At 70.8% G+C, this 26,770-nt stretch carries 19 protein-coding genes; 6 read left to right on the forward strand and 13 right to left on the reverse strand.

The annotated features are described in order from the left end of the window. Positions 1 to 171 precede the first annotated feature (171 nt). Positions 172 to 2,625, forward strand: a complete 2,454-nt coding sequence (locus tag ABT342_RS17130; protein ID WP_351573673.1) for a DNA gyrase/topoisomerase IV subunit A — start codon at positions 172 to 174, stop codon at positions 2,623 to 2,625. 125 nt (positions 2,626 to 2,750) lie between these two features. Here the strand turns inward: ABT342_RS17130 and ABT342_RS17135 are convergent, their stop codons facing one another. Genes ABT342_RS17135 through ABT342_RS17145 form a run of 3 tightly spaced genes read right to left on the reverse strand, consistent with a single transcriptional unit; the run spans position 2,751 to position 6,065 of the window. Then, positions 2,751 to 3,893 carry a DUF1266 domain-containing protein gene (locus ABT342_RS17135; protein WP_351573675.1) on the reverse strand — a complete coding sequence of 381 codons (1,143 nt, stop codon included), beginning with the start codon at positions 3,891 to 3,893 and terminating at the stop codon, positions 2,751 to 2,753. Further along, on the reverse strand, positions 3,890 to 4,906 hold the full coding sequence (locus tag ABT342_RS17140; RefSeq protein WP_351573677.1) for a DUF1266 domain-containing protein: 1,017 nt from the start codon (positions 4,904 to 4,906) through the stop codon (positions 3,890 to 3,892). Before ABT342_RS17140 ends, ABT342_RS17135 begins: the two co-directional genes overlap by 4 nt. Positions 4,907 to 4,949: 43 nt before the next feature. Next, entirely contained in the window at positions 4,950 to 6,065 is a 1,116-nt protein-coding gene (locus tag ABT342_RS17145; RefSeq protein ID WP_351573680.1) for a CobW family GTP-binding protein, read from the reverse strand. Between the two features lie 153 nt (positions 6,066 to 6,218). On the opposite strand from ABT342_RS17145, the gene ABT342_RS17150 reads away from it, so the two are divergent. After that, positions 6,219 to 7,886: a sensor histidine kinase gene (locus ABT342_RS17150; protein ID WP_351573683.1), complete on the forward strand. Its 1,668-nt coding sequence runs from the start codon at positions 6,219 to 6,221 to the stop codon at positions 7,884 to 7,886. After that, on the forward strand, positions 7,886 to 8,677 hold the full coding sequence (locus tag ABT342_RS17155) for a response regulator (protein WP_351573686.1): 792 nt from the start codon (positions 7,886 to 7,888) through the stop codon (positions 8,675 to 8,677). Before ABT342_RS17150 ends, ABT342_RS17155 begins: the two co-directional genes overlap by 1 nt. Positions 8,678 to 8,687: 10 nt before the next feature. On the opposite strand, the gene ABT342_RS17160 is transcribed toward ABT342_RS17155, so the two are convergent. The 3 genes from ABT342_RS17160 to ABT342_RS17170 all read right to left on the reverse strand — a co-directional run bounded on the left by ABT342_RS17160 (position 8,688) and on the right by ABT342_RS17170 (position 13,042). Continuing rightward, on the reverse strand, positions 8,688 to 10,280 hold the full coding sequence (locus tag ABT342_RS17160) for a monocarboxylic acid transporter (protein ID WP_351573689.1): 1,593 nt from the start codon (positions 10,278 to 10,280) through the stop codon (positions 8,688 to 8,690). Then, positions 10,277 to 10,753: a DUF485 domain-containing protein gene (locus tag ABT342_RS17165; protein ID WP_351573692.1), complete on the reverse strand. Its 477-nt coding sequence runs from the start codon at positions 10,751 to 10,753 to the stop codon at positions 10,277 to 10,279. The genes ABT342_RS17160 and ABT342_RS17165 overlap by 4 nt, the downstream gene beginning before the upstream one ends. Positions 10,754 to 10,924: 171 nt before the next feature. Then, positions 10,925 to 13,042 (reverse strand): DNA gyrase/topoisomerase IV subunit B, encoded by a 2,118-nt coding sequence (locus ABT342_RS17170; RefSeq protein ID WP_351573695.1) that lies wholly within the window; start codon positions 13,040 to 13,042, stop codon positions 10,925 to 10,927. A gap of 439 nt (positions 13,043 to 13,481) precedes the next feature. Here ABT342_RS17170 and ABT342_RS17175 point away from each other — a divergent pair, with 439 nt between their 5' ends. After that, positions 13,482 to 13,712, forward strand: coding sequence for a DUF7455 domain-containing protein (locus tag ABT342_RS17175; protein ID WP_351573698.1), 231 nt, complete (start codon positions 13,482 to 13,484; stop codon positions 13,710 to 13,712). A 154-nt stretch (positions 13,713 to 13,866) separates the two neighbouring features. On the opposite strand, the gene ABT342_RS17180 is transcribed toward ABT342_RS17175, so the two are convergent. From ABT342_RS17180 to ABT342_RS17205, 6 genes are all read right to left on the reverse strand, one after another. Further along, complete coding sequence (locus ABT342_RS17180) at positions 13,867 to 14,694, reverse strand: S1 family peptidase (RefSeq protein ID WP_351573701.1); 828 nt, start codon at positions 14,692 to 14,694, stop codon at positions 13,867 to 13,869. A gap of 162 nt (positions 14,695 to 14,856) precedes the next feature. Then, positions 14,857 to 16,413 (reverse strand): RNA polymerase sigma factor, encoded by a 1,557-nt coding sequence (locus ABT342_RS17185; protein WP_351573704.1) that lies wholly within the window; start codon positions 16,411 to 16,413, stop codon positions 14,857 to 14,859. A 497-nt stretch (positions 16,414 to 16,910) separates the two neighbouring features. Further along, positions 16,911 to 17,807, reverse strand: coding sequence for a FadR/GntR family transcriptional regulator (locus ABT342_RS17190; protein WP_351573707.1), 897 nt, complete (start codon positions 17,805 to 17,807; stop codon positions 16,911 to 16,913). 361 nt (positions 17,808 to 18,168) lie between these two features. Next, positions 18,169 to 18,930 carry an NUDIX hydrolase gene (locus tag ABT342_RS17195; RefSeq protein ID WP_351573710.1) on the reverse strand — a complete coding sequence of 254 codons (762 nt, stop codon included), beginning with the start codon at positions 18,928 to 18,930 and terminating at the stop codon, positions 18,169 to 18,171. A 119-nt stretch (positions 18,931 to 19,049) separates the two neighbouring features. Then, positions 19,050 to 21,161 carry an amylo-alpha-1,6-glucosidase gene (locus ABT342_RS17200; protein ID WP_502965559.1) on the reverse strand — a complete coding sequence of 704 codons (2,112 nt, stop codon included), beginning with the start codon at positions 21,159 to 21,161 and terminating at the stop codon, positions 19,050 to 19,052. 151 nt (positions 21,162 to 21,312) lie between these two features. Next, on the reverse strand, positions 21,313 to 22,740 hold the full coding sequence (locus ABT342_RS17205) for a DUF4192 domain-containing protein (RefSeq protein ID WP_351573713.1): 1,428 nt from the start codon (positions 22,738 to 22,740) through the stop codon (positions 21,313 to 21,315). A gap of 112 nt (positions 22,741 to 22,852) precedes the next feature. Between ABT342_RS17205 and ABT342_RS17210 the strand changes: the two genes are divergently transcribed. Continuing rightward, on the forward strand, positions 22,853 to 25,024 hold the full coding sequence (locus ABT342_RS17210) for a RecQ family ATP-dependent DNA helicase (RefSeq protein WP_351573716.1): 2,172 nt from the start codon (positions 22,853 to 22,855) through the stop codon (positions 25,022 to 25,024). 214 nt (positions 25,025 to 25,238) lie between these two features. After that, positions 25,239 to 25,868 carry a hypothetical protein gene (locus ABT342_RS17215; protein ID WP_351573719.1) on the forward strand — a complete coding sequence of 210 codons (630 nt, stop codon included), beginning with the start codon at positions 25,239 to 25,241 and terminating at the stop codon, positions 25,866 to 25,868. A gap of 196 nt (positions 25,869 to 26,064) precedes the next feature. Here ABT342_RS17215 and ABT342_RS17220 read toward each other — a convergent pair whose 3' ends face one another. Continuing rightward, positions 26,065 to 26,700 (reverse strand): hypothetical protein, encoded by a 636-nt coding sequence (locus ABT342_RS17220; protein WP_351573722.1) that lies wholly within the window; start codon positions 26,698 to 26,700, stop codon positions 26,065 to 26,067. Between the last annotated feature and the right edge of the window lie 70 nt (positions 26,701 to 26,770).

A 26,770-nucleotide genomic window follows, 5' to 3' on the forward strand; every position in this document is an offset into this window, starting at 1 on the left:
TGCCACTGTATGCAAGCGTGCCGACACCTGGCGAAGTTCCCTGTGGACAACCCGGCTGAGTTCCCGGTGGTTCGGCCCACTGTTCCGGGTCGCGGTCCGGCTTGTCAGTGGGACAGTCCACAATGGTCCGCGTCAGTTCCCGTTCATGTTGGTGAAGGAGCCGCAGCAGCGATGGCCCGCCGCAGCACGAAGACCCCGCCGCCCGACGACTTCGAGGAGAAGATCCTCGACATCGACGTCGTCGACGAAATGCAGGGCTCCTTCCTCGAGTACGCGTACTCGGTGATCTACTCCCGGGCCCTGCCGGACGCGCGGGACGGGATGAAGCCCGTGCACCGCCGGATCGTTTACCAGATGAACGAGATGGGGGTGCGGCCCGACCGGGGCTATGTGAAGTGCGCCCGTGTCGTCGGCGAGGTCATGGGCAAGCTCCACCCGCACGGTGACGCGTCGATCTACGACGCGCTGGTGCGCATGGCGCAGCCCTTCTCCATGCGCCTCCCGCTGGTCGACGGCCACGGCAACTTCGGTTCGCTCGGCAACGACGACCCCCCGGCCGCCATGCGGTACACGGAATGCCGGATGGCCGACGCGACCAGCCTGATGACCGAGTCGATCGACGAGGACACGGTCGACTTCTCCCCGAACTACGACGGCCAGGAGCGCGAGCCCGTCGCGCTGCCCGCCGCCTTCCCCAACCTTCTGGTCAACGGGGCCTCCGGCATCGCGGTCGGCATGGCGACGAACATGCCGCCGCACAACCTGGGCGAGGTCATCGCCGCCGCCCGGCATCTGATCCGTCACCCGGGCGCCGACCTGGAGACGCTGATGCGTTTCGTCCCGGGCCCCGACCTTCCGACCGGCGGCCGGATCGTCGGCCTGTCCGGGATCAAGGACGCGTACGAGTCGGGCCGCGGCACCTTCAAGATCCGCGCGACCGCGACCGTCGAGGACGTGACGCCGCGCCGCAAGGGCCTCGTCGTCACCGAGCTGCCCTTCACGGTCGGCCCCGAGAAGGTGATCTCGAAGATCAAGGACCTCGTCGGCTCGAAGAAGCTCCAGGGCATCGCGGACGTCAAGGACCTCACGGACCGTGCGCACGGCCTGCGCCTCGTGATCGAGATCAAGAACGGCTTCATCCCGGAGGCCGTCCTCGAGCAGCTCTACAAGCTGACGCCGATGGAGGAGTCCTTCGGCATCAACAATGTGGCGCTGGTCGACGGCCAGCCGCTGACCCTGGGCCTCAAGGAGCTGCTGGAGGTCTATCTCGACCACCGCTTCGACGTCGTACGGCGCCGCAGCGAGTTCCGCCGGGGCAAGAAGAGCGACCGGCTGCACCTGGTCGAGGGCCTGCTCGTGGCCCTGCTGGACATCGACGAGGTCATCCGCCTCATCCGCTCCAGTGAGAACTCGGCACAGGCGAAGGGGCGCCTCATCGCGCACTTCTCGCTCAGCGAGGTCCAGACGCAGTACATCCTGGACACCCCGCTGCGCCGGCTCACCAAGTTCGACCGGATCGAGCTGGAGAGCGAGCGGGACAAGCTCAACGCGGAGATCGCGGAGCTGACCCGGATCCTGGAGTCGGACGCGGAGCTGCGCAAGCTGGTCTCGGCCGAACTGGCCGCGGTGGCCAAGAAGTTCGGCACCGAGCGGCGCACGGTGCTGCTGGAGTCCGCGGGCGCGCCCGTCGGGGCGGTGCCGCTGGAGGTCGCGGACGACCCGTGCCGGGTGCTGCTCTCCTCGACCGGTCTGCTGGCCCGTACGGTCACCGGGGAGCCGCTGCCGGACGACGGCGGAAGGCGCGCCAAGCACGATGTGATCGTCTCGGCCGTGCCCGCCACGGCGCGCGGCGATGTGGGTGTGGTCACCTCCGCCGGGCGGCTGCTGCGGCTCGCGGTGATCGATCTGCCCCAGCTGCCGGAGACCGCGCACGCGCCGAACCTGTCGGGCGGGGCGCAGCTGTCGGAGTTCCTGACTCTGGACCCGGACGAGTCGGTGGTGTGTCTGACGACCCTCGACGAGTCCTCGCCGGGGCTCGCGCTCGGCACGCTCCAGGGCGTGGTGAAGCGCGTCGCCCCCGACTATCCGGCGAACAAGGACGAGCTGGAGGTGATCGCCCTCAAGGAGGGTGACCGGATCGTGGGCGGCGCCGAGCTGCGTACCGGCGAGGAGGACCTGGTCTTCATCACGTCGGACGCGCAGCTGCTGCGCTACCAGGCCTCCCAGGTCCGCCCGCAGGGTCGCCCGGCGGGCGGTATGGCGGGCATCAAGCTGGCCGAGGGCGCCGAGGTCATCTCGTTCACCGCGGTCGACCCGGCGGCGGACGCGGTGGTCTTCACCGTCGCGGGCTCGACGGGCACGCTGGGCGGTTCGGAGACGACGACGTCGAAGCTGACGCCGTTCGACCAGTACCCCCGCAAGGGGCGCGCGACCGGCGGCGTGCGCTGCCAGCGGTTCCTCAAGGGCGAGGACGTCCTGGTGCTGGCCTGGGCGGGCGCCGCCCCGGCGCGCGCGGCGCAGGAGAACGGCACGCCGTCCGAGCTGCCGGAGACCGACCCGCGCCGCGACGGTTCGGGCACACCGCTGGTGGGGCCGGTGGCGGCGCTGGCGGGCCCGGCTTCGTAAGCACGGCGCGTACGTACGCACGCCCCGCCCCCTCCGCCGCGGAAGCAGGAGGGGGCGGGCGCGTCGGGGCTGAGCTGGGCTGGGCTGGGCTGAGCTGGGCTGGGCGGAGTGGGAACGGGCGGCGGTCAGCTCCAGGGGATGTTCCGCCAGGGGCTGCCCTCGTCCTCCATGAGCAGCCGGTGGGCGTTCAGCGCGCCCTCGTAGAACGAGCCGTACTCCTCGTCGTCGAAGCGCAGCACCCTGCCGAGCAGATAGCCCGCCGAGAACTCTCCCCAGGAGCGGTACGCGGCCTTGCTGAGCGCACCCGCGTGCACGATCGCCTGTTCCGCTTCCTGCGGGTTGCAGAACCGCGCGGCCAGACCCCAGCGCGCCAGGCCGGTCGCCCGCCCGTAGTCGTAGGCCGCGGCCGTGGCGACCCGGCCGTCCTCGGGGAGCAGTCCGTCGGCCCGGAACCTGGCCTCGTAGCGCATGATGCGGCGGACCAGTTCCTCCATCTCCTTGACGATGCGGGGCGGGGCGCACCGGTCCTGGAGCGACCCGGCGGCGGTCTCGCGCCAGAGGTCGGCGGGCGGCAGCTCGCCCAGGTGCCTGCGCAGTTGTTCGCGGACCTGGAGGGCGAACTCGGGCTCGGGCGGGCTGTTGGAGTAGTCCAGCAGGGCCGCCATCTGCCGCTGCCAGCCGGGGTGGTCGGTCAGCCCCCAGGACTCGCGCAGGGACTGCCGCTCGGTCGTGTAGTCCCGGCAGACGGTGCCGACCTCGTTCCACGGCACTCCGTTGGCCACCGCCAGGTGCCCCCCGCACGCGAGCCCGAAGGCGAGCGGTCCGAACAGCGTCCCGGTGTGCAGTGCGGTCAGCCGGTTGCCCGTCGTACGGTCGTTCTCCGCGTAATAGCGGCGCCAGACCGCGCGGTGCTGCGGTGAGGCCGGCAGATGTACGGCGGCGGGGGTGCCGCCGTTGACCGCGAGCCACTGCGCCGGGTCCGGCCAGCTGAACTCCGCCAGCCAGCGCAGCGTCACCTCGTGGAACACCCAGTCAGGGTGCCAGGGCGGCAGCATGCCCCGGGTGAGCACGGGCCTGCAGCGCCCCCCGGTCGCCGGGTCCGTGACCGCGCGCCAATAGATCATGTCCGGTTCGGCGTCGACCTCGTGCCGGGGCTGCCCGATGAAGAGCCCCTCGGCCGCCAGTACCCGCAGCTGCGCCTCCACGTCTCCCCGCAGCCCGGCCTCGTACAGCTCCCGCTCCACCGCCGTGGGAGGGATCCAGTTCATGACCACGGGATGCTCCGGTACGGGCTGTTCGGATCCTGGGTGAGAATCCGGTGCTGGGCGACCGACTCCTGGTAGGTCCGCCCGAACTCGTCCTCGTCGAAGGCGAGTACACGCGCCAGGCAGTACGCCGCCGAGAACGCGCTCCACGAGGCGTACGTCTCCCGGCTCAGCCTGCCCGCGGCGAGGACCGCCTCCTCCGCCTCCCGGGGATCGCACAGGCGGGCTCCGAGCGCGATCCGTACGAACATGATGATCCGCCCGTAGTCGAACGCGCGCAGCGAGTCGACTGGTTCACCGTGACCGAGCACTCCGTCCGCCCGGAAGCGCTCCTCATAGCGGGTGGAACGTTGCCCCGCCTCCCGGTCGCTCGAGAACCGGGCCTCTAACAGCTCGGTCAGCTTGCTCTGGAACTGGGCGCGATTCGTCACCCTCCAGGTGCCGCGCAGGATCCTCGCGTCATCGAAGTAGTCCAGGTACGTCGTGCCGAGTTCGTTCCACGCCACGCTGTTGTGCAGCGACAGGTGCGCGCCGCAGGCCAGACCGTGTGCCAGGGCGCCGCTCAGCGGACCGCCGGTGTGTGTGACAAGGAGCCCGCGCGGGGTGCCTCCGGTCTCCTCGGCGACCCTCTGCCAGGTCCGGCGGCGGGAGCGCGTGGCCTCGATGCTGGTAGCGCAGGGCGTACCCGGGTTGACGGCGAGGCGCCACTTGTCGTTCGGCCAGTCCCGGGCCAGCTCGGCGAGGGTGGTGGACCGGTGCACCCACTCCGGGTGCCAGCGCGGCAGCATGCCCGCCGTGAACACGGCGATGCTCCACTTCCCGGAGAGCGGGTCCTTCACGGGGACGAGCGGCGCGCTGGAGCCGGGGGTGTCCGCGTGCAGCCGGCCGACGGGCAGGAACAGCCTGGCGCGGGCCAGAACGGCGAGTTCCGCCTGTGGGTCTCCGCTCTCGCCTGCCGCGGACAGCAGTTGCTCGGTTTCCGTGGGCGGCACCCACCCCGTTGATGCTGTTGTCACGGGGTCGATCTTATGAACCGGCTCCCGCACCCAGGGCGATGGGTCACGGTTCGTAGTCGTACGGATCCGGCTCCGGATCCGGCTCCGGTCGCTCGGGCACGTACCGCAGGACTCCCCACATGCTGTGCTCGGCGGGGACGTCCTGCGGCCCGGTCACACAGGTGGCGTCGAGTTGCTTGAGGAGTGCGCCGGTGTCGATGCCCGTGCCGATGAGGACCAGTTCGGTGAGCCGCTCGGCGCCGCCGCCCGGCGTCGGCCAGGGCTCCGGGTAGAAGCGGAGGAAGCGGCCGACGGCGTGGACGGCGTACCGGTTGAGCGGGTCGGACACGCCGAAGTCGACGAATCCCTTGATCCGGTAGAGGCCGTCGGGCCGGGAGTCGAGGAAGTCCAGCAGCCGGCGCGGGTGGAGGGGTTCGGCCGAGGTGAAGGACACGGTGTCGTAGGCGGCGTGCAGATGGCCGCTGTGGCCGTCGTGACCGTGAGGGGCGTCGGGATCGTGCAGGTCGTCGAGATCTTCGAGATCTTCGAAGGACAGCTGGCCCACGCGTTCGGTGCGCGGGCGGCATTCGAAGAGCAGCTCCGGGTCGATACGCCCGTACGTCGCCGGGATCACGGCCGCTCCGTCGGCGAGGGCGGCGACGCGCTCCCGCAGCCGGTCCTCCTCTGCCGGGCCGCCGGCCCGGTCCGCCTTGTTGAGCACGACGAGGTCGGCGATGCCGAGATGCCGGTCGATCTCGGGGTGACGCTCCCGGGTGGCGTCGTACTCCGCCGCGTCGACGACCTCGATGAGGCCGCCGTACACGATGCGTTCGTTCTCGCTCGCGAGGATCATCCGTACGAGCTCCTGCGGCTCGGCCAGCCCGCTCGCCTCGATGACGATCACATCGAGCCGCGCCGCCGGCCGGGCGAGCTTGTCGAGGAAGACGTCCAGCTCGCTCGCGTCGACGGCACAGCAGAGACAGCCGTTGCCGAGCGAGACGGTGGAATCCCCCAGCTGCCCCGCCACGGTCATGGCGTCGATCTCGATCGAACCGAAGTCATTGACGATGGCACCGATGCGGGTGCCGCGGCTCGCCCTCAGCAGATGGTTGAGCAGGGTCGTCTTGCCCGATCCCAGAAAGCCCGCGAGGACGATGACGGGGATCTGCTGCTTGCTCAACGCGACGACACCTCTCGGATCTGCTGTTCCTCTGCCCGCTCCAAGGGCTCAAGGGGCTCAAGGAGGCCCGAAGAGGCTCAAGGGGGGCTCCAGGATATGGGCCCTCCTGAGGAGATTTCCCGAAGCCCGTCGCGGCCCTTTACCTTCGTACGTATGCACCCCGCACCGCCCGACCCCGCGGGCGCACGCGTGAGACGGCGGCGGTTCGGCTGGCCGCGGCGGGTCTTCGCGCAGGTCCTGCTGATGCAGCTGGCCATCGCCACCGGCGTCACCGTGCTGGCCACGGGCCTCTTCCTCGCTCCCCTCAGCGACCAGCTCGACGAAGGGGCGATGCGACGCGCGCTGGCGATCGCCGAGACCACGGCGTCACCGCAGGTGGCCGAGGCGCTGCTGGCATCCCGGCCGTCCGTCGGCGGCCCGGTACAGGCCGAGGCCGAGCGCATCAGGCGCTCGGCCGACGCCGAGTACGTCGTGGTCATGGACACGCGCGGAGTGCGCTGGTCCCACACCGACCCCGACGCGATCGGCAAGGTCGTTTCCACCGACCCCGGCCGGCCGCTCGCGGGCGAGCACGTCATGGAGATCGACAGCGGCACTCTGGGCCGCTCCGCGCGCGGCAAGGTCCCGCTGCGCGACGAGCGGGGCGCCATCGTCGGCGCGGTCTCCGTCGGCATCGAGTACGACAGCGTGCGCGACCGGCTGCTCTCGGCCATCCCGGGGCTGCTCGCGTACGCCGGCGGCGCCCTGGCCGTCGGCGCCCTCGCCGCGTACATGATCTCCCGCCGACTTCAGCGGCAGACCCATGACCTGGCCTTCTCCGATATTTCTGCCCTGCTTGCCGAGCGCGAGGCCATGCTCCACGGAATCCGGGAAGGCGTGGTCGCCCTTGACGAGTCCGGCCGGATCCGGCTGATGAACGACGAGGCGCAGCGGCTCCTCGGTCTCGGTCCTCAGGCCATCGGCCACCCCCTGGACGAGGTCCTCGGCGAGGGCCGTACCACCGACGTGCTCGCAGGGCGGGTCAGCGGTGAGGATCTGGTGACCGTACGCGGCCACCGTGTACTGATCGCCAACCGGATGCCGACCGACGACGGCGGCGCCGTCGCCACCCTGCGCGACCGCACCGAGCTGGAGCAGCTCGGCCGCGAACTGGACTCCACGCGCGGGCTCATCGACGCCCTGCGCGCCCAGGACCATGAGCACGCGAACCGGATGCACACCCTCCTCGGACTGCTGGAGCTGGGGATGCACGAGGAAGCCGTGGAGTTCGTGACCGAGGTCGTCGGCGTACACCGGGCCACGGCCGAGCAGGTCACGGAGAAGATCCACGATCCGCTGCTGGCCGCGCTGCTGGTGGGCAAAGCGACGGTCGCGGCGGAGCGGGGTGTCTCGCTGCGGATCGCGCCGGGGACGCTGCTTCCCGACCGGCTGGTCGATCCGCGCGGCCTCGTCACCGTCGTCGGCAACCTGGTGGACAACGCGCTGGACGCGGCGGCGGGCTCGGAGGACCCGCGGGTCGAGGTCGGGCTGAGCGTGGAGGGTCGTACGGCCGTGCTGCGGGTGTCGGACAGCGGGCCGGGCATCCCTGCGGGGCAGCGGGAGCTGGTCTTCACGGAGGGCTGGTCCACCAAGGAACTCCCGGCTCACGGCAAGCGCGGCCTCGGGCTGGCCCTGGTGCGGCGGTTCGCGGAGCGGCAGGGCGGCAGCGCCCGGGTGGCCGAGGCCCCGGCGGCGATGGGCGGCGGGGCCGAGTTCACCGTCGTACTGCCCGAGGCACTGACGGACGCGGGGCTCGCGACAGCGGAAGAGGCGATGGCGTGATGGCCGACGCACCGATCGACGTACCACCCGGCGAACCGCCCTCCGGGCCGCTTTCCGGGGCGCCTGGCAGGCCTCCCGACGGGCCTCCCGACGGGCCGATCAGCGTACTGGTCGTGGACGACGACACCCGGGTCGCGGAGATCAACGCGGCCTATGTGGCCAAGGTGCCCGGATTCCGGGTCGTCGCGCGGGCCCACTCGGCGGCCGAGGCGCTCGCCCGGATCGCCAAGGTGCCGGTGGATCTGATCCTGCTGGACCACTATCTGCCGGACGAGAACGGGCTCACGGTGGTCCGCGAGCTGCGCCGCCTCGGCCACCACACTGACGTGATCATGGTCACGGCCGCGCGTGACGTCGCCACCGTCCAGGCGGCGATGCGGCACGGCGCACTCCAGTACCTGGTGAAGCCATTCACGTTCGCCGGGCTGCGCGCCAAGCTGGAAGCGTACGCCGGGCTGCGGCGCACCCTGGACGGCGGCGGCGAAGCCGAACAGGCCGAGGTGGACCGTATCTTCGGCGCGCTCTCCGCGACGAGCGTCCCCGACCTGCCCAAGGGTCACTCCCCGACGACCGCGGAGGTGGTCCGCAAGGTACTCCTCTCCGCCGACGGGCCGCTGTCCGCGCAGGTGATCGCGGAACGGTCCGGAGTGAGCCGCCAGACCGCCCAGCGCTATCTGAAGCTGCTGGAGCGCGCCGAACGGGTCCGGCTCACCCTCCGGTACGGCGAGACGGGCCGCCCCGAGCACCAGTACACCTGGGCGGCGAGCACGCGGGACGCACACGGCGGCTGAGCCCCGGGAGTCACACCGCACCCGCCCCGGTCAGCGCGCGCACCTCCGTCTCCGCGTGCTTGGCCTCGTCCGGTTCCTCGGCCGAGGTGACCGTGCCGATCCAGCCCGCCAGGAAACCCAGCGGGATGGAGACCAGGCCCGGGTTCTGCAGCGGGAAGACATGGAAGTCGACGCCGGGGAACAGCGCCTCCGGGCTGCCGGAGACGACCGGTGAGAGCAGCACCAGCAGCACGGAGGGGATCAGCCCGCCGTAGACCGACCAGACCGCACCTCGGGTGGTGAAGTGGCGCCAGAACAGCGAGTAGAGCAGGACCGGCAGATTGGCCGAGGCGGCCACCGCGAAGGCCAGCCCCACCAGGAACGCCACATTGAGATCCTGGGCGAGCAGACCGAGCGCGATCGCGGCCACGCCGATCCCGGCCGCGGCGACCCGCGCCACCGCGACCTCGCTGTACTGCTTCGCATGGGGACGCTTCAGCGAGGCGTACAGATCGTGCGCCACCGAGGCCGACGAGGCGAGTGTGATCCCCGCGACGACGGCCAGGATCGTCGCGAAGGCCACCGCCGCCACGACGGCGAACAGCACGGTGCCACCGGTGGAGCCCGCTCCCCCGCCGAGGTCGAGGGCGAGCAGCGGCACCGCCGTGTTCCCCGCGGCGTTCGACGCGCGCACCTCCTCCGAGCCGAGGACGGCCGCGGCACCGAAGCCGAGCACGATGGTCATCAGATAGAAGCTGCCGATGAGACCGATGGCCCAGACGACCGAGCGGCGGGCGGCCCGCGCGGTCGGCACGGTGTAGAAGCGGGACAGGATGTGCGGCAGGCCGGCGGTGCCGAGCACGAGGGCGAGTCCGAGACTGATGAAGTCGAGGCGCGCGGTCCAGTCCGCGCCGTAGCGAAGGCCGGGCAAGAGGAAGTCCTTGCCGTGGCCGCTCTGTTCGGCAGCACTGTTCAGCAGCTGGTTGAAGTCGCCGTGGAAGCGCGCGAGGACGAGCACGGTGAGCGCGAGCGCGCCCGCCATCAGCAGCACTGCCTTGACGATCTGAATCCAGGTAGTGGCTCGCATCCCTCCCAACGACACGTAGATCACCATCAGGGCACCGACGCCGATGACCGTCCACGAGCGCGCGGCTTCGCTCGTCCCGCCGAGGAGCAGTGCGACCAGGCTGCCCGCCCCCACCATCTGCGCCACCAGATAGAGAACGGACACCGTGACCGAGGAAGTTCCCGCCGCGATGCGGACCGGCCGCTCTTTCATCCGGGCGGCGACGACATCGGCCAGGGTGAACCGGCCGCAGTTGCGGACGAGTTCGGCGACGAGCAGCAGGACGACCAGCCACGCGACCAGGAAGCCCACGGAGTAGAGCATTCCGTCGTAGCCGTAGAGCGCGATGAGCCCGGAGATACCGAGGAAGGACGCGGCGGACATGTAGTCGCCCGCGATCGCGAACCCGTTCTCCATGGGCGAGAACAGCCGTCCGCCCGCGTAGAACTCCTCCGCCGAGCCGTGCCGGTTGCGGCTGACCCATGTCGTGATCCCGAGGGTCACCGCGATGAACGCGCTGAACAGCAGCAGCGCCAGGGTCTGATGGTCGTCCGTCAACGGGCGCTCCCCCGCGTCTGGTCGAAGACCGTCCACCGCAGATCGAGCGCCGCGCGGTCCCTGCGCAGCCGGGCGTGCCGGGCATACGCCCAGGTCAGCAGGAACGTGCTGAGGAACTGCCCGAGGCCCGCCACCATCGCCACGTTCACCGCGCCGACGACGGGCCTGGCCATCAGCTCGGGTGCGGCGGTGGCGGCGACGACGTACGCGAGGTACCAGGCGAAGAAGGCCAGGGCGGCGGGGACGACGAAGCGCCGATAGCGGCTGCGCACCTCCTGGAAGGCCGCGCTGCGGTGCACCTCCAGATAGATGTCCGCCTGGCTGTGCCGGGGCTCACCGTCCCTGGCCCCCGGGAAAGCCGCGGGCCCAGCCGCTTCCGTCCCGTCCAGTTCGCCCCAGCCGGAGGCCAGCGCGTCGTACCACGGGTCGTCGATCCGCACAGCGGCGGCGTCCGGGCCTTGCTGCTCGTCCACGCTCAACTCTCCTTGTCGGCGAACCGTTTCGGCGAACCGTTTCGGTCACATGCCCAAGGATGGACAGAGCGGGAAGATCCAGGACTCTTCTCTACCCTCGCTTCACCCCATCAGGTGACGGTTTCCCCGGCCAGGTCTCCCTGCCGTCTCCACCGCCACCCGGGGGCGCGGTCAGGCGTCGATGCGCGAGCGGTCGAGGGTCGCTGCCGAGCTGGTGATGAACTCCTTGCGCGGGGCGACCTCATTGCCCATCAGCAGGTCGAAGACCTGCTCCGCGGACTCCAGATCCCCGATGTTGATCCGGCGCAGCGTGCGGTGCCGCGGGTCCATCGTGGTCTCCGCCAGCTGGTCGGCGTCCATCTCACCGAGGCCCTTGTAGCGCTGGATGGAGTCCTTGAACCTGACGCCCTTGCGCTGGAATTCCAGCAGCGTCGAGCGCAGTTCGTTGTCCGAGTACGTGTACACGTACTTGTCCTGGCCCTTCTTGGGCTGGACCAGCTCGATGCGGTGCAGCGGCGGCACGGCGGCGAAGACCCGGCCGGCTTCGACCATCGGCCGCATGTAGCGCTGGAAGAGCGTGAGCAGCAGGCAGCGGATGTGCGCTCCGTCGACGTCGGCGTCGACCAGGAGGACGATCTTCCCGTAGCGGGCGGCGTCGATGTCGAAGGTCCGACCCGATCCCGCCCCTATGACCTGGATGATCGCCCCGCACTCGGCGTTCTTGAGCATGTCCGAGACGGACGACTTCTGGACGTTGAGGATCTTGCCCCGGATCGGCAGCAGCGCCTGGAACTCGGAGTTGCGGGCGAGCTTGGCCGTACCGAGCGCCGAGTCTCCCTCGACGATGAAGAGCTCGCTGCGCTCGACGTCGTCGCTGCGGCAGTCGGCGAGCTTGGCCGGGAGCGACGACGACTCCAGGGCCGTCTTGCGGCGCTGCGCCTCCTTGTGCTGGCGGGCCGCGATACGCGTACGGGCGGCGGCGACGGCCTTCTCCAGGACGGCGCGGGCCTGCGCCTTGGCGTCGCGCTTGGTCGAGGTCAGGAAGGCCTTGAGCTCCTTGGCGACCACGTTGGCGACGATCCGGTTGGCCGCGGAGGTACCGAGGACCTCCTTGGTCTGGCCCTCGAACTGCGGCTCCGCGAGACGCACGGTCACCACGGCGGTGAGGCCTTCGAGTGCGTCGTCCTTGACGATGTCGTCCTCGGCGACGCGCAGCAGCTTGGCGGAGCGCAGCACCTCGTTGACCGTCTTGGTGACGGAGCGCTCGAAGCCGGTGACGTGGGTGCCGCCCTTGGGGGTGGCGATGATGTTGACGAACGACTTCACGTTCGTCTCGTATCCCGTGCCCCAGCGGAGCGCGATGTCCACGCCGAGCTCGCGGGTGACCTCGGTGGGAGTCATGTGGCCTCGGTCGTCGAGGACCGGGACGGTCTCCTTGAAGGTGCCGGTGCCGGTGAGGCGCAGGACGTCGCAGACGGCCTTGTCCTGGGCGAGGTACTCGCAGAACTCGCTGATGCCTCCGTCGAAGCGGAAGATCTCCTGCGACTTGCCCTGGCCCTCCAGGTCCCGCTCGTCGCGGACGACAATCGTGAGGCCGGGAACGAGGAATGCGGTCTGGCGGGCGCGCTGGTGGAGCGTCTCCAGGGAGAGCCTGGCGTCCTTGAGGAAGATCTGGCGGTCCGCCCAGTAGCGCACGCGCGTGCCGGTGCGGGTCTTGGGCACCCGCTTGCCCTTCATGAGACCGCCCGCCGGGTCGAAGGGGGCGTCGGGGCCGGACTCGGTGAAGATGCCGGGAACGCCGCGGCGGAAGCTGATCGAGTGCGTGGCACTGTTGCGGTCGACCTCGACGTCGAGACGGGCCGAGAGCGCGTTCACCACGGACGCGCCCACGCCGTGCAGACCGCCGGAGGCGGCGTACGAGCCACCGCCGAACTTTCCGCCGGCGTGCAGTTTGGTCATGACGACCTCGACACCGGTCAGGCCGGTCTTGGGCTCGACGTCCACGGGGATGCCGCGGCCGTTGTCCCGGACCTCCACGGAGCCGTCCTCGTGGAGGATCACCTCGATGTGGTCGCAGTAGCCGCCCAGGGCCTCGTCGACCGAGTTGTCGATGATCTCCCAGAGGCAGTGCATCAGACCGCGGCTGTCGGTCGACCCGATGTACATACCCGGGCGCTTACGGACTGCCTCGAGCCCCTCGAGAACCATCAAGTGCCGCGCGGTGTAGTTGGAACCATCACGGTCTGCGGTCAGCAGCGCACTGGACGGCACGGACGTCTCGGCGGTCACGCGGTTCGCTCCTCGCTGAATTTGAATCTGGCCCTGTGGGGGTAAAGGCCCCGGCGTCGGTCGCCGGTCAGAGGGTACCGAGGCCTGGTAGAGCCGATGTAACGCCACCCTCGTGATTCCTTATGCTAGTGCAGAGTCGCATACACGTTCGATCCCTCGATCGAGTGAAGCGAACATCACGTTCCCTTCGGGGCATGAACCATTTAGGCTCCGGGCACGTCCTCATGAACAACCGGCAACCCAGCCGGGAGGACACATACCGAGACAAGCAAGCAAAGCGAAACCGTAAAGCTAAGCAATACGGCACATTCGCCGCCAACCGGCAGCAGACAGCCAGCTTGAGAAGAAGTTTCAAGGAAAAGGCACGAGCGGGAACGTTTTCGGCCTGGTTGGATGTTGACCCTGGTACGACAGCTCGTCGAGCTAGAGAAGAGGCGACGTGACTACTGTTCTGACCCCCGCGAGCCCCCTGACGGCGGCGGACCGCTGCGACCGCTGCGGCGCCCAGGCGTACCTGCGCGTCGTCCTGACAAGCGGCGGTGAGCTGCTCTTCTGTGCCCACCACGGGCGCAAGTTCGAGCCGGAACTCAAGAAGATCGCCGCGGAGATACAGGATGAGACGGACCGGCTGACGGCCGCACCGGCCAGTGCCGGCGAGGACGAACGCTGACCTCGCATCCCCCGACGAGCTAAGGGCTGGTCCAGGACCGGCCGATGGGCTGCCGCCCCTCCCATGAGGGGCGGCAGCCCGTTCTCGTGAACCACCCGGGCTCCCATCACCGAGAGTAGTCAGATCCTCCCGTACCGCGACCTGCCGCGATCGGTCACAGGCGGCCCGCCACCGATCCGAGCGCCGCGGAGATACGGGTGTACACCCCTGGGCTGTCCGCCCGGCCGCAGCCGCTGCCCCACGAGACCAGCCCGATCAGCCGTCCCCGCGCCACCAGCGGCCCTCCACTGTCCCCCTGGCACGCGTCGTGACCTCCTCGGGTATCTCCGGCGCAGAGCATCGTGGACGCCTCGTAGCGGCCCCCAGCGCCGCCCGGATAGGCGTGGACACACGTCTCGTCCGGCAGGACCGTCACCGGCACGGCGCGGAGCGTGGACGCGTAGTCGCCACCGCCCGTCGTGTCGCCCCAGCCGTACACCTCGGCCTGGGTACCCGCGGTGTACGCATCGTCACCCGCGCGAGCCGTCTCGATCACATGGTCCGCGGGCAGCGCGCTCGACAGCGTCAGCACGGCCAGATCGGTGGTGTTCGCCCCCTGGTCGTAGCCGGGCGCGATCAGCACCTCCAGCACGGCGATCTCCTTGCCGCCGGCACCCCTGAGATCATCGCGCCCCGCGATGACCCTCAGATCGCGGACCTCCTCCACTTCCGTACCCAGCACATCAGGGCCGAGGCAGTGGGCCGCGGTGAGCACCTTCGTCGGGGCCACCACCACGCCCCCGCAGAACTGTCCGGCCCGCATACCGCCAAACCGGTCACGGCTGGACAGGGCAACGACCCACGGTGCGTCCGCGGAGCGCACCGGCCGACCGCCGATGATCACGTCCGCGGCGGCCGGGGTGGGTGCGGCAAGCGGCGCCAGGACTCCTGTCGCGACCAGTGCCAGGGCTCCTGCGAGTGCTCGGGCGATGGGACAGCGCATGCGGACTCCTGACTCTCCGGTGAACTCCGTCCACTCAGAGTCATCCACCGGAGCAGGGCCCGCACCCGCGGACCGACGGCCGAGGGCCCGGCTCCCTTACGGGAGCCGGGCCCTCGGCGAACGTCGTCACCGTCGACAAAGCCGCACGGAGAGACCTGAGGCCTAGTCGAGGTAGTCGCGCAGCACCTGGGAACGCGACGGGTGACGCAGCTTCGACATCGTCTTGGACTCGATCTGGCGGATCCGCTCACGCGTGACCCCGTAGACCTTGCCGATCTCGTCGAGCGTCTTCGGCTGACCGTCGGTGAGGCCGAAGCGCATGGAGACGACGCCCGCCTCACGCTCCGACAGGGTGTCCAGCACCGAGTGCAGCTGCTCCTGGAGGAGCGTGAAGCTGACCGCGTCGGCCGGGACGACCGCCTCGGAGTCCTCGATGAGGTCACCGAACTCGCTGTCGCCGTCCTCACCCAGGGGGGTGTGGAGGGAGATCGGCTCACGGCCGTACTTCTGGACCTCGATGACCTTCTCCGGGGTCATGTCGAGCTCCTTGGCCAGCTCCTCCGGGGTGGGCTCACGGCCCAGGTCCTGGAGCATCTGGCGCTGCACGCGCGCGAGCTTGTTGATGACCTCGACCATGTGCACCGGGATACGGATGGTGCGCGCCTGGTCGGCCATCGCGCGGGTGATCGCCTGACGGATCCACCAGGTGGCGTACGTGGAGAACTTGTAGCCCTTGGTGTAGTCGAACTTCTCGACGGCGCGGATCAGACCGAGGTTGCCCTCCTGGATCAGGTCCAGGAAGAGCATGCCGCGGCCGGTGTAGCGCTTGGCCAGCGAGACGACCAGCCGGAGGTTGGCCTCCAGCAGGTGGTTCTTGGCGCGGCGCCCGTCCTCGGCGATGATCTCCAACTCGCGCTTGAGCTTCGGGGCGAGCTTGTCGGAGTTCGCCAGCTTGTCCTCGGCGAACAGGCCCGCCTCGATGCGCTTGGCCAGCTCGACCTCCTGCTCGGCGTTGAGCAGGGGGACCTTGCCGATCTGCTTGAGGTAGTCCTTGACCGGGTCGGCGGTGGCGCCGGCGACGGCGACCTGCTGCGCGGGGGCGTCGTCCTCGTCCTCGTCGGACAGGACGAAGCCCTTGCTCTCGCCCTCGGTCTCCTCGTCCTCGCCCTTGCCGGGCTGGACCTCCTCGAGCAGCTCCTCGCCCTCGAGACCCTCGTCGGAGTCCTTCTTGGCGGCGGTCTTCTTGGCTGCCGTCGTCTTCTTGGCGGCGGTCTTCTTGGCTGCCGTCGTCTTCTTGGCGGCAGTCTTCTTCGCTGCCACCTTCTTCGCGGCAGCGGCGGTCTCGTCGGCCGAAACCTCCACGGTCTCGGCCGCCGGTGCCGCGGTGGCGGCCGCGACGGTCTTCGTCACGGTCGTCTTGGCCGCGACGGTCTTGGTGGCGGTGCGCTTTGCCGGGCTCTTCGCTGCGACGCTCTTGCGGGTGCGCTTGGGCGACTCCGCGGCACTGACCATCAGCGTCACACCCTCTTCCTCGAGGATCTGATTGAGGCTGCGCAGAACATTCTTCCACTGGGTTGGCGGAATCTGGTCAGCCTCGAAGGCCCGACGCACGTCATCGCCGGCGATCTGCCCATCAGCCTTTCCCCGCTCGATGAGCGCCATCACAGACTCGGACTCGGCGATCTCCGGCGGGAGCGTACGGGATGTGCTGGCCGACACGAACAACCTCTCGGAACGATGGAAAACGGCTTCCGGCCCCGCCCATGATCGGGCCGGAGCCGACGTCCGCCGGTTGGGGATGTGCCGGCGGCGCGGGCTGAACCTCAGAGCTGCACAGCGCCGCGTACGGCTGCTGTATTCCCTCCTCGGCTGTCACCTCTTAGGTCATCGCACTGTTTCGAGGAGTGTTACGCCCAATCCGCGTGGCCCGAGTCACACCTCTTTTGCGACGAAACGGATATATGAGGGCATTCACTCCGCAATCCCGTCGTGATCACGCCAGAGTCGCTCGACCATCGTGCCGCAATCACACCGACGAACCTGCGCATGACCCCGGCGGACGGCCGCCGCCGGCGGCCGCGACCACCCGACCCTCGAGGCCGCCGGGAACAACCCGCGACGACCCTGTCGGCAGTCGTGTCGCCGGACCCTCGGGCCCGGCGACACACGAGGGGCACAGCGGGTACGCCCCGAAGCGCCCTGGCCGTGTCCGCGGATCAGTGCTCGCGCGGAGCCGGAACGACGCGTTCCACCTCCGGATGGACGGTGAGAAGTTGGCGCATGGCCGATTCGGCACCGTGCGCGTCGCCGGCTGCGAGCGCGTCGACGATCCGGGTGTGGTGCGCCAGGGACGCCTCGGAAGGGCGGTCGCATCCGACGGCCGGACCTCCCGAGACCTGGAGAGCCGCCGAGACGATGCCGGACAGGTGCTCGAGCATTCGGTTGCCGGCGACCTGGATCAGGAGAGAGTGGAACTCGGCGTCGGCGCGGGCGAAGGTGATCCCGTCACCCTGCGTAAGCGCGTGGTTCATGATCTCCACCATGTCACCGAGGCGCTGCTGGACGTCCTCGCGGCCGTGCCCGGCGGCCAGCCGCGCGGCGAGCGGCTCGATCGTCCAGCGGAGCTCGGTGAGCTCGCGGCGCTGGTCGTCGCGCTGCGGACCGAACGCGCGCCACTCGATGATGTCGGGGTCCAGCAGATTCCAGTCGCTGACGGGACGGACCCGGGTGCCGACGTTCGGACGGGCGCTGACCAGGCCCTTGGCCTCGAGGACGCGCAGCGACTCCCGGACGACGGTACGGGAGACCTCGAAGCGCTGGCCGATCTCCTCGGGCACGAGCGGACGGTCGGCCCCGAGGTCGCCGGAGACGATCATCTGGCCGAGCTGCTGGACGAGTTGACCGTGGAGCCCGCGGCCCCGGTTGCCCGCCGCGCGGCGGCCGACCCGGCCCAACTCGGCCTCCGAGGTGTCCCAGGCCGGGGGTCCGACACGGTCGACGCGGTCGATACCCGGAGCCTCCGGGTACGGGTAGCGGTCGAGTTCGCCCGGGCCGGCGAGGCCGGACTCGGCGGGGCGGGCGGCGGTCATCATGGTGTGCGCAAGGGTACTCACGCATCCTTTGTCGGCGTCGCTCTCGCGCCCCTTGAGGTCTTTGGTGAAAAGCACACGAAAGGGTGATCGGCGCCCGCCCCGCAATTGACGCCATATCGGGAAGAAACGGTCAATCTCCGGGGAGTTGCGAGCCGAGTTGACGCTATCTCGCGGCCCTCCGAGGCCGGGACCCTCACCAACGGGCCACGCCCCGAAGGCCGGTGACAGGCGGGCGGGGAAAGGCCGGCCGACGACAACAGCGGTGCCGCGCATCCGACTTGGGCAGCAGGTGCCGTGCCCGCGGGCGGGACATGCACAGGAGGCCCTGACCCAACTCGGGCACGGCGACGACCGGTTTCCCGGTGCTGGCCTGTGCGAGCCCTCAGACCTCGGGCCGCAACATGGGCGGGTTGAGCAGGGTCGCACCGCCGGCCCGGAACAACTGGGCGGGCCGGCCGCCCTGACGGGTCGTGGTCCCGCCGGCCGGGACCAGGAACCCCGGCGTGCCGGTCACCTTCCGATGGAAGTTCCGGGGATCCAGAGCGACGCCCCATACCGCTTCGTACACCCGCCTCAGTTCACCCACCGTGAACTCCGGCGGGCAGAACGCCGTGGCCAGCGAGGAGTATTCGATCTTGGACCGGGCCCGTTCCACACCATCCCCCAGGATCAGCGCGTGGTCGAAGGCGAGCTGCGCGGACTGCTCGTCCTCTCGGGCGCCGTTCTCCGGGCCCAGGAGGGACTCCACGGGCGCCCAGCGCGCGCTGTTCGCGTCGCCGCCGGCCCGGGGTGCCGGCAGGTCCGGAGCGAGCACGAGGTGAGCGACGCTCACCACCCGCATACGGGGATCGCGCTGAGGGTCACCGTAGGTGGCGAGCTGTTCCAGGTGGGCACCGTTGTCCGGCGTCGGCGACGCGGGATCGTGCACGCACAGGCCCGTCTCCTCGACGAGCTCCCGCGCCGCTGCCGCCGCGAGATCCTCATCGGCCCTGACGAAGCCCCCCGGCAGCGCCCACCGGCCCTGGAACGGCGGCTCCCCGCGGCGTACGACCAGTGCGCACAGCGCATGGCGGCGTACGGTGAGCACGACCAGGTCGACGGTGACAGCGAAGGGCGGAAAGGCCGACGGGTCGTAGGGCGACATGCCGCGATCATAGTCGTCTTCCTGACGATAAACACTCCCTTCGTGATCCGCTCCGAGGACTTCTTGATCCGCCCACGCCTCCCGGTCCAGCGGGGGCCCAACCGCGTCACCCACCGCCGTCAGATCCCCAACTGAAGTCCACCGGCAGCCTCCTCGACCATGCCGAGCCCGAGTCTGCTGATACGGACGGAGAACGGCTCCCCCGCGACCCGCAGACCGGAGAACTGGACGGCGCCGAGGGGAGCACCGCGTATCGGTTCCAGCGCGACCGCACCGGCGGGGGCATCGGGACGGATACCCGCGAGCGCGGTGAGGAGCTGGATCCCGGCGGCGGCGGACACGGCCGCCGGCCGGCACGCGGCAGGGTGCGGGACCGGAACCGAGCCGACCGTCCGCTGGTCCCCCGCGTACATCTCCGGAAGCCGGTATCCGAAGACCTCTGCCGCGTCGAGGATCCCCCGGAGCAGGGAACTCGCCTCCTTCTCGTATCCGGCCGCGGCCAGGCCCGCGACCGCCACGGCCGTCTCGTGCACCCGCACCGTCCCCGACCGGTGGCCGAAGGGATTGTGCGCGGGCTCCCTCGCTCCCAGACTGCGCAGTCCCCAGCCGGAATCCAGGTCCGGGCCGCCCAGCAGTCGCGCCAGCTGCCCCGTCTGCACGTGGTCGAGCAGTCCGGGCGCGTACCGTCCGCCGCCGCACAGACCGGTGTCCAGCAGGTGCGCCGCCGCGCCGCCCAGGTGAGGCACGAGCCTGCCGTCCCCCATGCGGGCGGCGGGCGGCCGCCCGCCGCTGCGGTCGTCGAGCCAGAATCCCTCCCTGAACTCCTGGCGCAGACCGCTTGCCCACTCGCGCCACCATGCGGCTCCGGGGCGCCCGCACGCCGTCAGGACGTCCGCGCCGAGCATCGCCGCCCGGTGGGCGTGCGCCTGTGTCTCGGCACGTTGCACCCCGGTGGGGCCCAAGTCGGACACGAATCCGCCACCGTCGGCGGCCGCTCGCAGCCAGAGCAGACAGCGCTCGGCCGTCGGCAGCAGCTCCTCCAGCTCCTGATCCGGAAGTCCCCAGCGCCAGGCCTCGGCGAGGACGGCGGGGAAGGCGAGCGTCGCTTCGACTCCCGTGCAACTGGGTGGAAGGTGCGGTCCGGCGTCCCGGAGGGGACCTGGGATGCGCCCGGCGTCGGGTCCCGTGCCACCGATCTGGGTGCGGGCGAGTGTGCGCAAGGTGGCCGCGGCCAGGCGCGTACCGGCCGGGAGCGCCATGCGCACCGCCCAGAGTGCCTCGGCGGGTGCGAGTCCGCAGCGCCAGGGCACACCTGCGGCGGGATACACGTCCAACGGCTGGTCGCGGTCGCGGAGCAGCAGGGCGCCGAGGTCGGCCAGACCGGCCCGCAGCAGGCTCCCCACACGCGGATCGTCGCCCTCGGCGCGTGCGTCGGCCAACGGGCTGCCGCCGGTGTGACCGGCCGGTCGCACCGCCCGGTCGGCGCGGACACGGAGCTCGACGGTCCTGCTCTCGCCGGGCGCCAGCTCGAATTCCCAGCGCAGCAGTCCCGCGGAGGCCAGTGCGTCCTTCGGCGGTGGGGACGCGGTGACGGAAGTGTGGCGGCCGTGGGGTGCCGACCAGCGCAGGCCCGAGCCATGGACACTGGCCGGCAGCTCCGGCCCCGCCCGCCCGGCCGCCACCGCGCCCAGGTCCGCGAGATCGGTGCCGAGCCCGATCTCGACCGGGAGCCGGACGGTCCGGCCGGACCAGTTGCGCAACGTGATCCGCTCGCTCCCGTCGGCGTCGCGTGCCCGCTCGACGCCGATCCCGGGGTCCGGGCCGATGTCCGCATGGGTCCGCGCGACCGCGATGAAGGTGGCGCGGTCGGGGGAGACCAGCCTGCCCTGAACGACGAGCGGTTCTCGCCCGGCGATGCGCAACTGGCTGCGTGAGAGCAGCCTGACGCCCGCTCGGTAGACACCCTCCAGGCCGTGTCCGTTGAGCTGGCCGTGCTCCTCGGAAACGGTGAGACCCGGCAGGGCGACGCACATGAGCGTGTGGTGCAGGGCGGGCGGGTCTCCGGGTGGCCGCCGGGCGGGGGGAGTGGACGTGGCGGGCGGGATGGCACGCGCATGGCCCGGTGGGGTGCTTCCGAGGACCGGTGTGCGTACGGACGACGGGACGGTGACGCGGCGCGTACCGGGGGCCTGGCCCGCTGCCGGGGCCTGGAGATGGTCGCTGGGGGCCATGTGGGGTCTGCTGTGCCTTCTTCTGTGCGCTCCGGACAGCCGCTTCGAGTGCGGCTGGGGGTCCTCTCACGCACGCAGGGGGTAGGGGGACGGTCGTACGACACCGCCACACAGGTGAACGCCCGCACAGGTGGTGGGGTCACGCCCGGCATCATCGTCCGCTCCGTGTGTCCCTCGGCCCGCCCCGTCCGACCGAGCGCTCCTGGCTGCGGGCTGCTGCCGTGTCCGGCCTCGGCGTGCTACGCCGCCGACGCGCCTGGTCCGCCGCCGGAGCCCCTGTGCCGGCCGACGGGCCCTTCTTCGGCCCGGTGGAACGTGGCGTCCCTGTCCGCGCCCGCGTACGCCGTCCTGCCGTGCGGCTGCTCGAACCGTCTCCAGGACCGGCGTCGCCCGATCCGGCATCCGGACCGTGGTCGCCCGCGCTGACTCCTGAGCCCGGCAAGGAGGAAGCGGTGCGCTCGGAACGCAGAATGCAGCGCAGCGCCTCGGGATCCAGCCCCTCGTTGCACGCCTGGTGGAGCAGCCGCGCGAACACGTACTCCGGATCGACCCGCAGGGCGAGGCTGAGTGCGACGCGCGCGCCCGGCTCGTCGCCGGTCGACCAGGAGACCCATCCGGCGAGCGCGAGCGGAGCGGCAGCGTGCTCCACGTACGGCGCGACACAGCGACGGGACAGCGCCCGCCAGAGCCGCAGCGCACGGTCCGCCTCGGCACCCTCCATCCAGCCCGCGACCGTGTCCCGGGTGTCGCGGTCCTGGAGCCCGATGATGACCGCGGCCGCCTCGTCGTGCGAGATGAGTTTGTCGTCGCCGGCATCCGCCTCGGTCCAGCCGACGCCGAGGGTCGCCTTCTCCCCCAGTCTCTTCATCAGACGCCGGGCAAGCCTGACGGTCTCGGCGGCGACCTGGTCCCGGTCGTTCGCGGCCACCATCCTGGTCACGAGCGCGGCGCCCGCGGTGTCCAGCGCCCGCTGCTGCTCGGCCGCGGCGGGAGCGGGCACGGGCTTCAGTCGGTCCTCCATCTCGCGCAGCGACCCGCGGACCTGGATGCCCGCGTAGGCCGCAGCCGCGGCCATCACCGAGGTGCCCGGCATCGCCATGGCTGTCCCCTCCGCCGGACAGCAACGGGGATCCGGGCAGCAGTAGGACCAAAAGCGCCTGTCGGAGATGCACAGGGCCTCGTAGACCGGGACGTCGAGCGCACCGCAGGCTGTCCGCAGCCATTGCGCGAGGGGCCTGAGCCGTTCCATCACGTCATGGCCCGTCTCCCCCTCCTTCGGGTCCTGGCAGAGGAAGGCGATGACGCCGTCGGGCCTGGCGCCGTGCCCCTCACTGGACTCGACGAGGCTTTCGGCGAGCTGCCGAGCCATGGGCAGCCACTCGAGCGACGCTTCGGGAATGCCGAGCCGCAGCCGCCCGCCGAAGCGGCCGCGGGTGCCGTGGAGCGCGACGAGCACGACTGAGTCGGTCGGCCTGAACCCCAACATGTACGGGAGCGCGTCGGCCAGTTCGGCGGGGCCGCGCAGAGTGATCTGCAACTGCTCGTCGGCCGGACCGGTGGGTTCCTGGTGCTTGTTCATGGCACGACGGTCCCGCGGACCACCCCGATGCCGCGACCCCTGTGGATAACGTTATCCACAGGGCCAGAGGTCTCGTTCGCGCAATGTCACCGCCATCAGGTTGCATGGGGGCATGACCAACGCAGACCGCGAAGATCTCCGCGCCTCGGCCGACTCCGTCCTCGCCCGCCTCGTCGGGGACACCACCGGCGCGGCCAGGCTGCGCGAGGATCAGTGGCGGGCCATCGAGGCACTCGTCGCCGACAAGCGCAGAGCGCTGGTCGTCCAGCGGACGGGTTGGGGCAAGTCCGCCGTGTATTTCGTCGCGACTTCCTTGCTGCGGGAGCGCGGCAGTGGTCCGACCGTGATCGTCTCCCCCCTTCTCGCGCTCATGCGCAACCAGGTCGACGCCGCTGCCCGAGCGGGAATCCGGGCCCGGACGATCAATTCCTCCAACACGGAGGAGTGGGACACGGTCCAGGCCGAGGTGGCCGCCGGCGAGGTCGACGTCCTGCTGGTCAGCCCTGAGCGGCTCAACAACCCGGATTTCCGGGACCAGGTGCTGCCCAAGCTCGCCGCCGCGACCGGACTTCTGGTGGTCGACGAGGCACACTGCATCTCGGACTGGGGCCATGATTTCCGGCCGGACTACCGGCGGCTGCGCACGATGCTGGCCGATCTGCCGCCGGGTGTGCCGGTGCTCGCCACGACCGCCACCGCCAACGCCCGCGTGACAGCGGATGTCGCCGAGCAGCTGGGGACGGGTGCCGGGACCGACGCGCTGGTGCTCCGCGGGCCGCTCGACCGGGAGAGCCTCAGCCTGAGTGTCCTTCAGCTCCCCGATGCCGCCCATCGGCTTGCCTGGCTGGCCGACCACCTCGGCGAGCTGCCCGGTTCCGGCATCATCTACACCCTCACGGTCGCCGCGGCCGAGGAGGTCACGGCCTATCTGCGGCACTGCGGTCACACCGTCGCGTCCTACACGGGCCGTACGGAGAACGCGGATCGCCAGCAGGCCGAGGAAGATCTTCTCGCCAACCGGGTCAAGGCCCTGGTGGCGACTTCCGCTCTGGGCATGGGCTTCGACAAGCCTGATCTCGGATTCGTCGTCCATCTCGGCTCCCCTTCGTCGCCCATCGCGTACTACCAGCAGGTGGGTCGGGCGGGGCGTGGTGTGGAGCACGCCGAGGTGCTGCTGCTTCCCGGCAAGGAGGACGAGGCGATCTGGCAGTACTTCGCCTCGGTCGCCTTCCCGCCGGAGGAGCTCGTTCGGCGCACCCTGGACGTGCTGGCGCAGGCGGGCAGGCCTCTGTCGCTCCCCGCGATGGAGCCGCTGGTCGAATTGCGGCGCACTCGTCTGGAGACGATGCTCAAAGTCCTGGACGTGGACGGGGCGGTCCGCCGGGTGAAGGGCGGCTGGACCACGACGGGACAGCCCTGGGTCTACGACTCGGAGCGGTACGCGTGGGTGGCGCGCCAGCGGGAGACCGAGCAGCAGGCGATGCGCGACTACGTGTCGGCGGTCGGCTGCCGTATGGAGTTTCTGCGGCGGCAGCTTGACGACGAGGAAGCCGCCCCGTGCGGGCGTTGTGACAACTGCTCAGGGGCCCGCTTCGACGCCGTCGTGTCCTCCGCCGCCCTGGACGCGGCGCGTGGCGAGCTGGGCCGGCCCGGCGTCGAGGTCGAGCCGCGCAAGATGTGGCCCACTGGACTCGCGGCGGTCGGCATCGATCTGAAGGGGCGTATCCCCGTCGGCGAGCAGTCCTCGGCGGGACGGGCGCTGGGGCGGCTCTCCGACATCGGATGGGGCAACCGGCTGCGTCCGCTGCTTGCGCCCCAGTCCCCGGACGGACCAGTTCCGGACGATGTGGTGAATGCCGTGGTGAGTGTGCTGGCCGACTGGGCCAAGGGGCCCGGCGGCTGGTCGTCGGGAGCCGCGGACGCTCCGCCCCGCCCGGTGGGAGTGGTCACCATGGACTCGCGCGGCAAGCCGCAGCTCGTGAGCTCGCTCGGGTCCCGGATCGCCGAGGTCGGCCGTATGCCGCTGCTCGGCACCGTCGAGTACGCGCCGGGGGCGCAGGACACCCACATCTCGCGCACGAACAGCGCCCAGCGGGTGCGGGGGCTCCACGACGCCCTCGTCGTACCGCCCGCTCTGGCCCAGGCGATCGACTCTGCCGGGGGTCCCGTGCTGCTCGTGGACGATCTCTCGGACAGTGGCTGGACGCTGGCCGTAGCCACACGCCTGCTGCGCCGAGCCGGAGCAGAGGGGGTGTTTCCGCTGGTCCTCGCCGTCCAGGCATGAAGTCCGCGTGACAGTCGGCCTGGATGGGCAGGGATATGAGCGCCATACCCGCCTATTCCAGTCAGCGAGCTCAATTGCTCGTTGCCGCTCGCCCGTAGGCCCGCAAGAATTGGAAGCGCCCCCGCACGGCCCCTTCGCAGCCCGGAAGGGTTGCGTAGCGGTGCGCCCTCACCAAACCCTGCCCGCACTGTGGGCGCGTACCGAAGGGAGGACCGTGACCTTCGGATTCGCTTCGTCCGCAGCCACTTCCATGAACGGAGCGGATGGCTCCGCCAGCCGCCTGGCCAGGATGCTGGAACCCGCCGAGTGGGCGGCTGCCGGGATTCCCCTGCTGCGCAACCCCCGCGATGTGGTGAGCGGCTTGCACACCCGTCATCGGCCGACACCGGCGACCGCCGTCGTCGCCGTGCTCGACCACGAGGAGCGGCTGGCCGCCAGTGCCTCATTCACCCGGCGTACGGCCCCCGCCGACGGGTGGGAGTTCCGCAACGCGCTGCTCGCGCATCTGCGCCGGGTCATCCCGCACGATCTGCGCCGCCGCACTCCCACGCGTACCGCCGTACTGCTCTACTGCCGTGAGGGCGACGAGCGCTGGACGGAGGAGGACGGGGCGTGGATGTGGGGACTGCGCGATGCCTGCACTCTGCACGGGCTGCGCTGCGGCGCGTACATCACACTGACGCGCGGCGGATGGCAGGTGCTCGGTGAGGGTCGTGGCGGCCGTCGGCCCAACTCCGAGTCCCGGCCGGATGGTTTCGCCCAGGCGCTGACCGAGCCGGAACCGGTCGCCCTGCGCACGGCGAGCGGCGCGGCCGATGTGCTCCGCCGTACGGCGGCCCGCTGAGCCGCGCCACGCACCGCCGCGGTCCGGCACGCCCTCGCGAAAGCACTTCGGGCGAGCCGTGGTGTGCAGCGCGCGGTCGGCCTCGTGCCGACCGCACCGCGCACACGGAACGGGCGGCCGGAAGCGGCGCAGTGGGGCAGGGCATCGACCGGCTCAGCACCCGGTCGGCCCCGGCCCACCCGTGGTGTCGTGCCGTTCAGATACCCGCGCCGAGAACAGCGTTGATGCGTTGCGGATCTCCGCACACGATGAGCAGCGCGTCGGCACGGCTCATGGCGACGGGCAGCGCCCGAGCGGCGACTTCATCGCTGCCGCCGTTGACGGCGACGACGACGACAGGCCTCGCCGAAGCGCGGCTCGCCGAGGCGGCATCCGCGTAGAAGACGTCGTCGCGGGCGTCGTGCTGCGCCCAGTAGGCCGGCTCGCCGAAGGACAGCTCGTGCGCCGCCCACGGGTGCGGCTCACCCGTGGTGAGCACCAGGACATCGCCGGGTGCCCGACCGGAGTCGAGCAGCAGGTCGACGGCCTCGTCGGCGGCGTCGAGCGCGCCTTCGACAGGGGCGGGGATCAGCTGGATCTGCGGCACGGAACGATTCTCCGGCCGAGGCGCAGCGCTCTGTGCGGCGGCAGTCTGCGCAGCAGGGGTGTGCGTGCGCTGCGCGGGGGCCGCGGGCCTGGCCGGACCCGGGCCCGGACGTCCGGGACGGGGCGCGGCCGCGGAACGCGGACCGGGTACGGGACGGGGGGTCGGCGCGGTGCGGCCTGCGGCCGGGGTGGCGCGGGGACCCTGGGCACTCTCGTGAATCTGAGGCTCCTCGGGGATGAGAGGCATGAGTGGTTGTCTATCAAATGCCGATGCGCCAGGCATCAGCGGGTGGGCACATAAGTGCGACCGGAGTGGT

Source organism: Streptomyces sp. NPDC000410 (assembly GCF_040300305.1).
GTDB lineage: Bacteria > Actinomycetota > Actinomycetes > Streptomycetales > Streptomycetaceae > Streptomyces.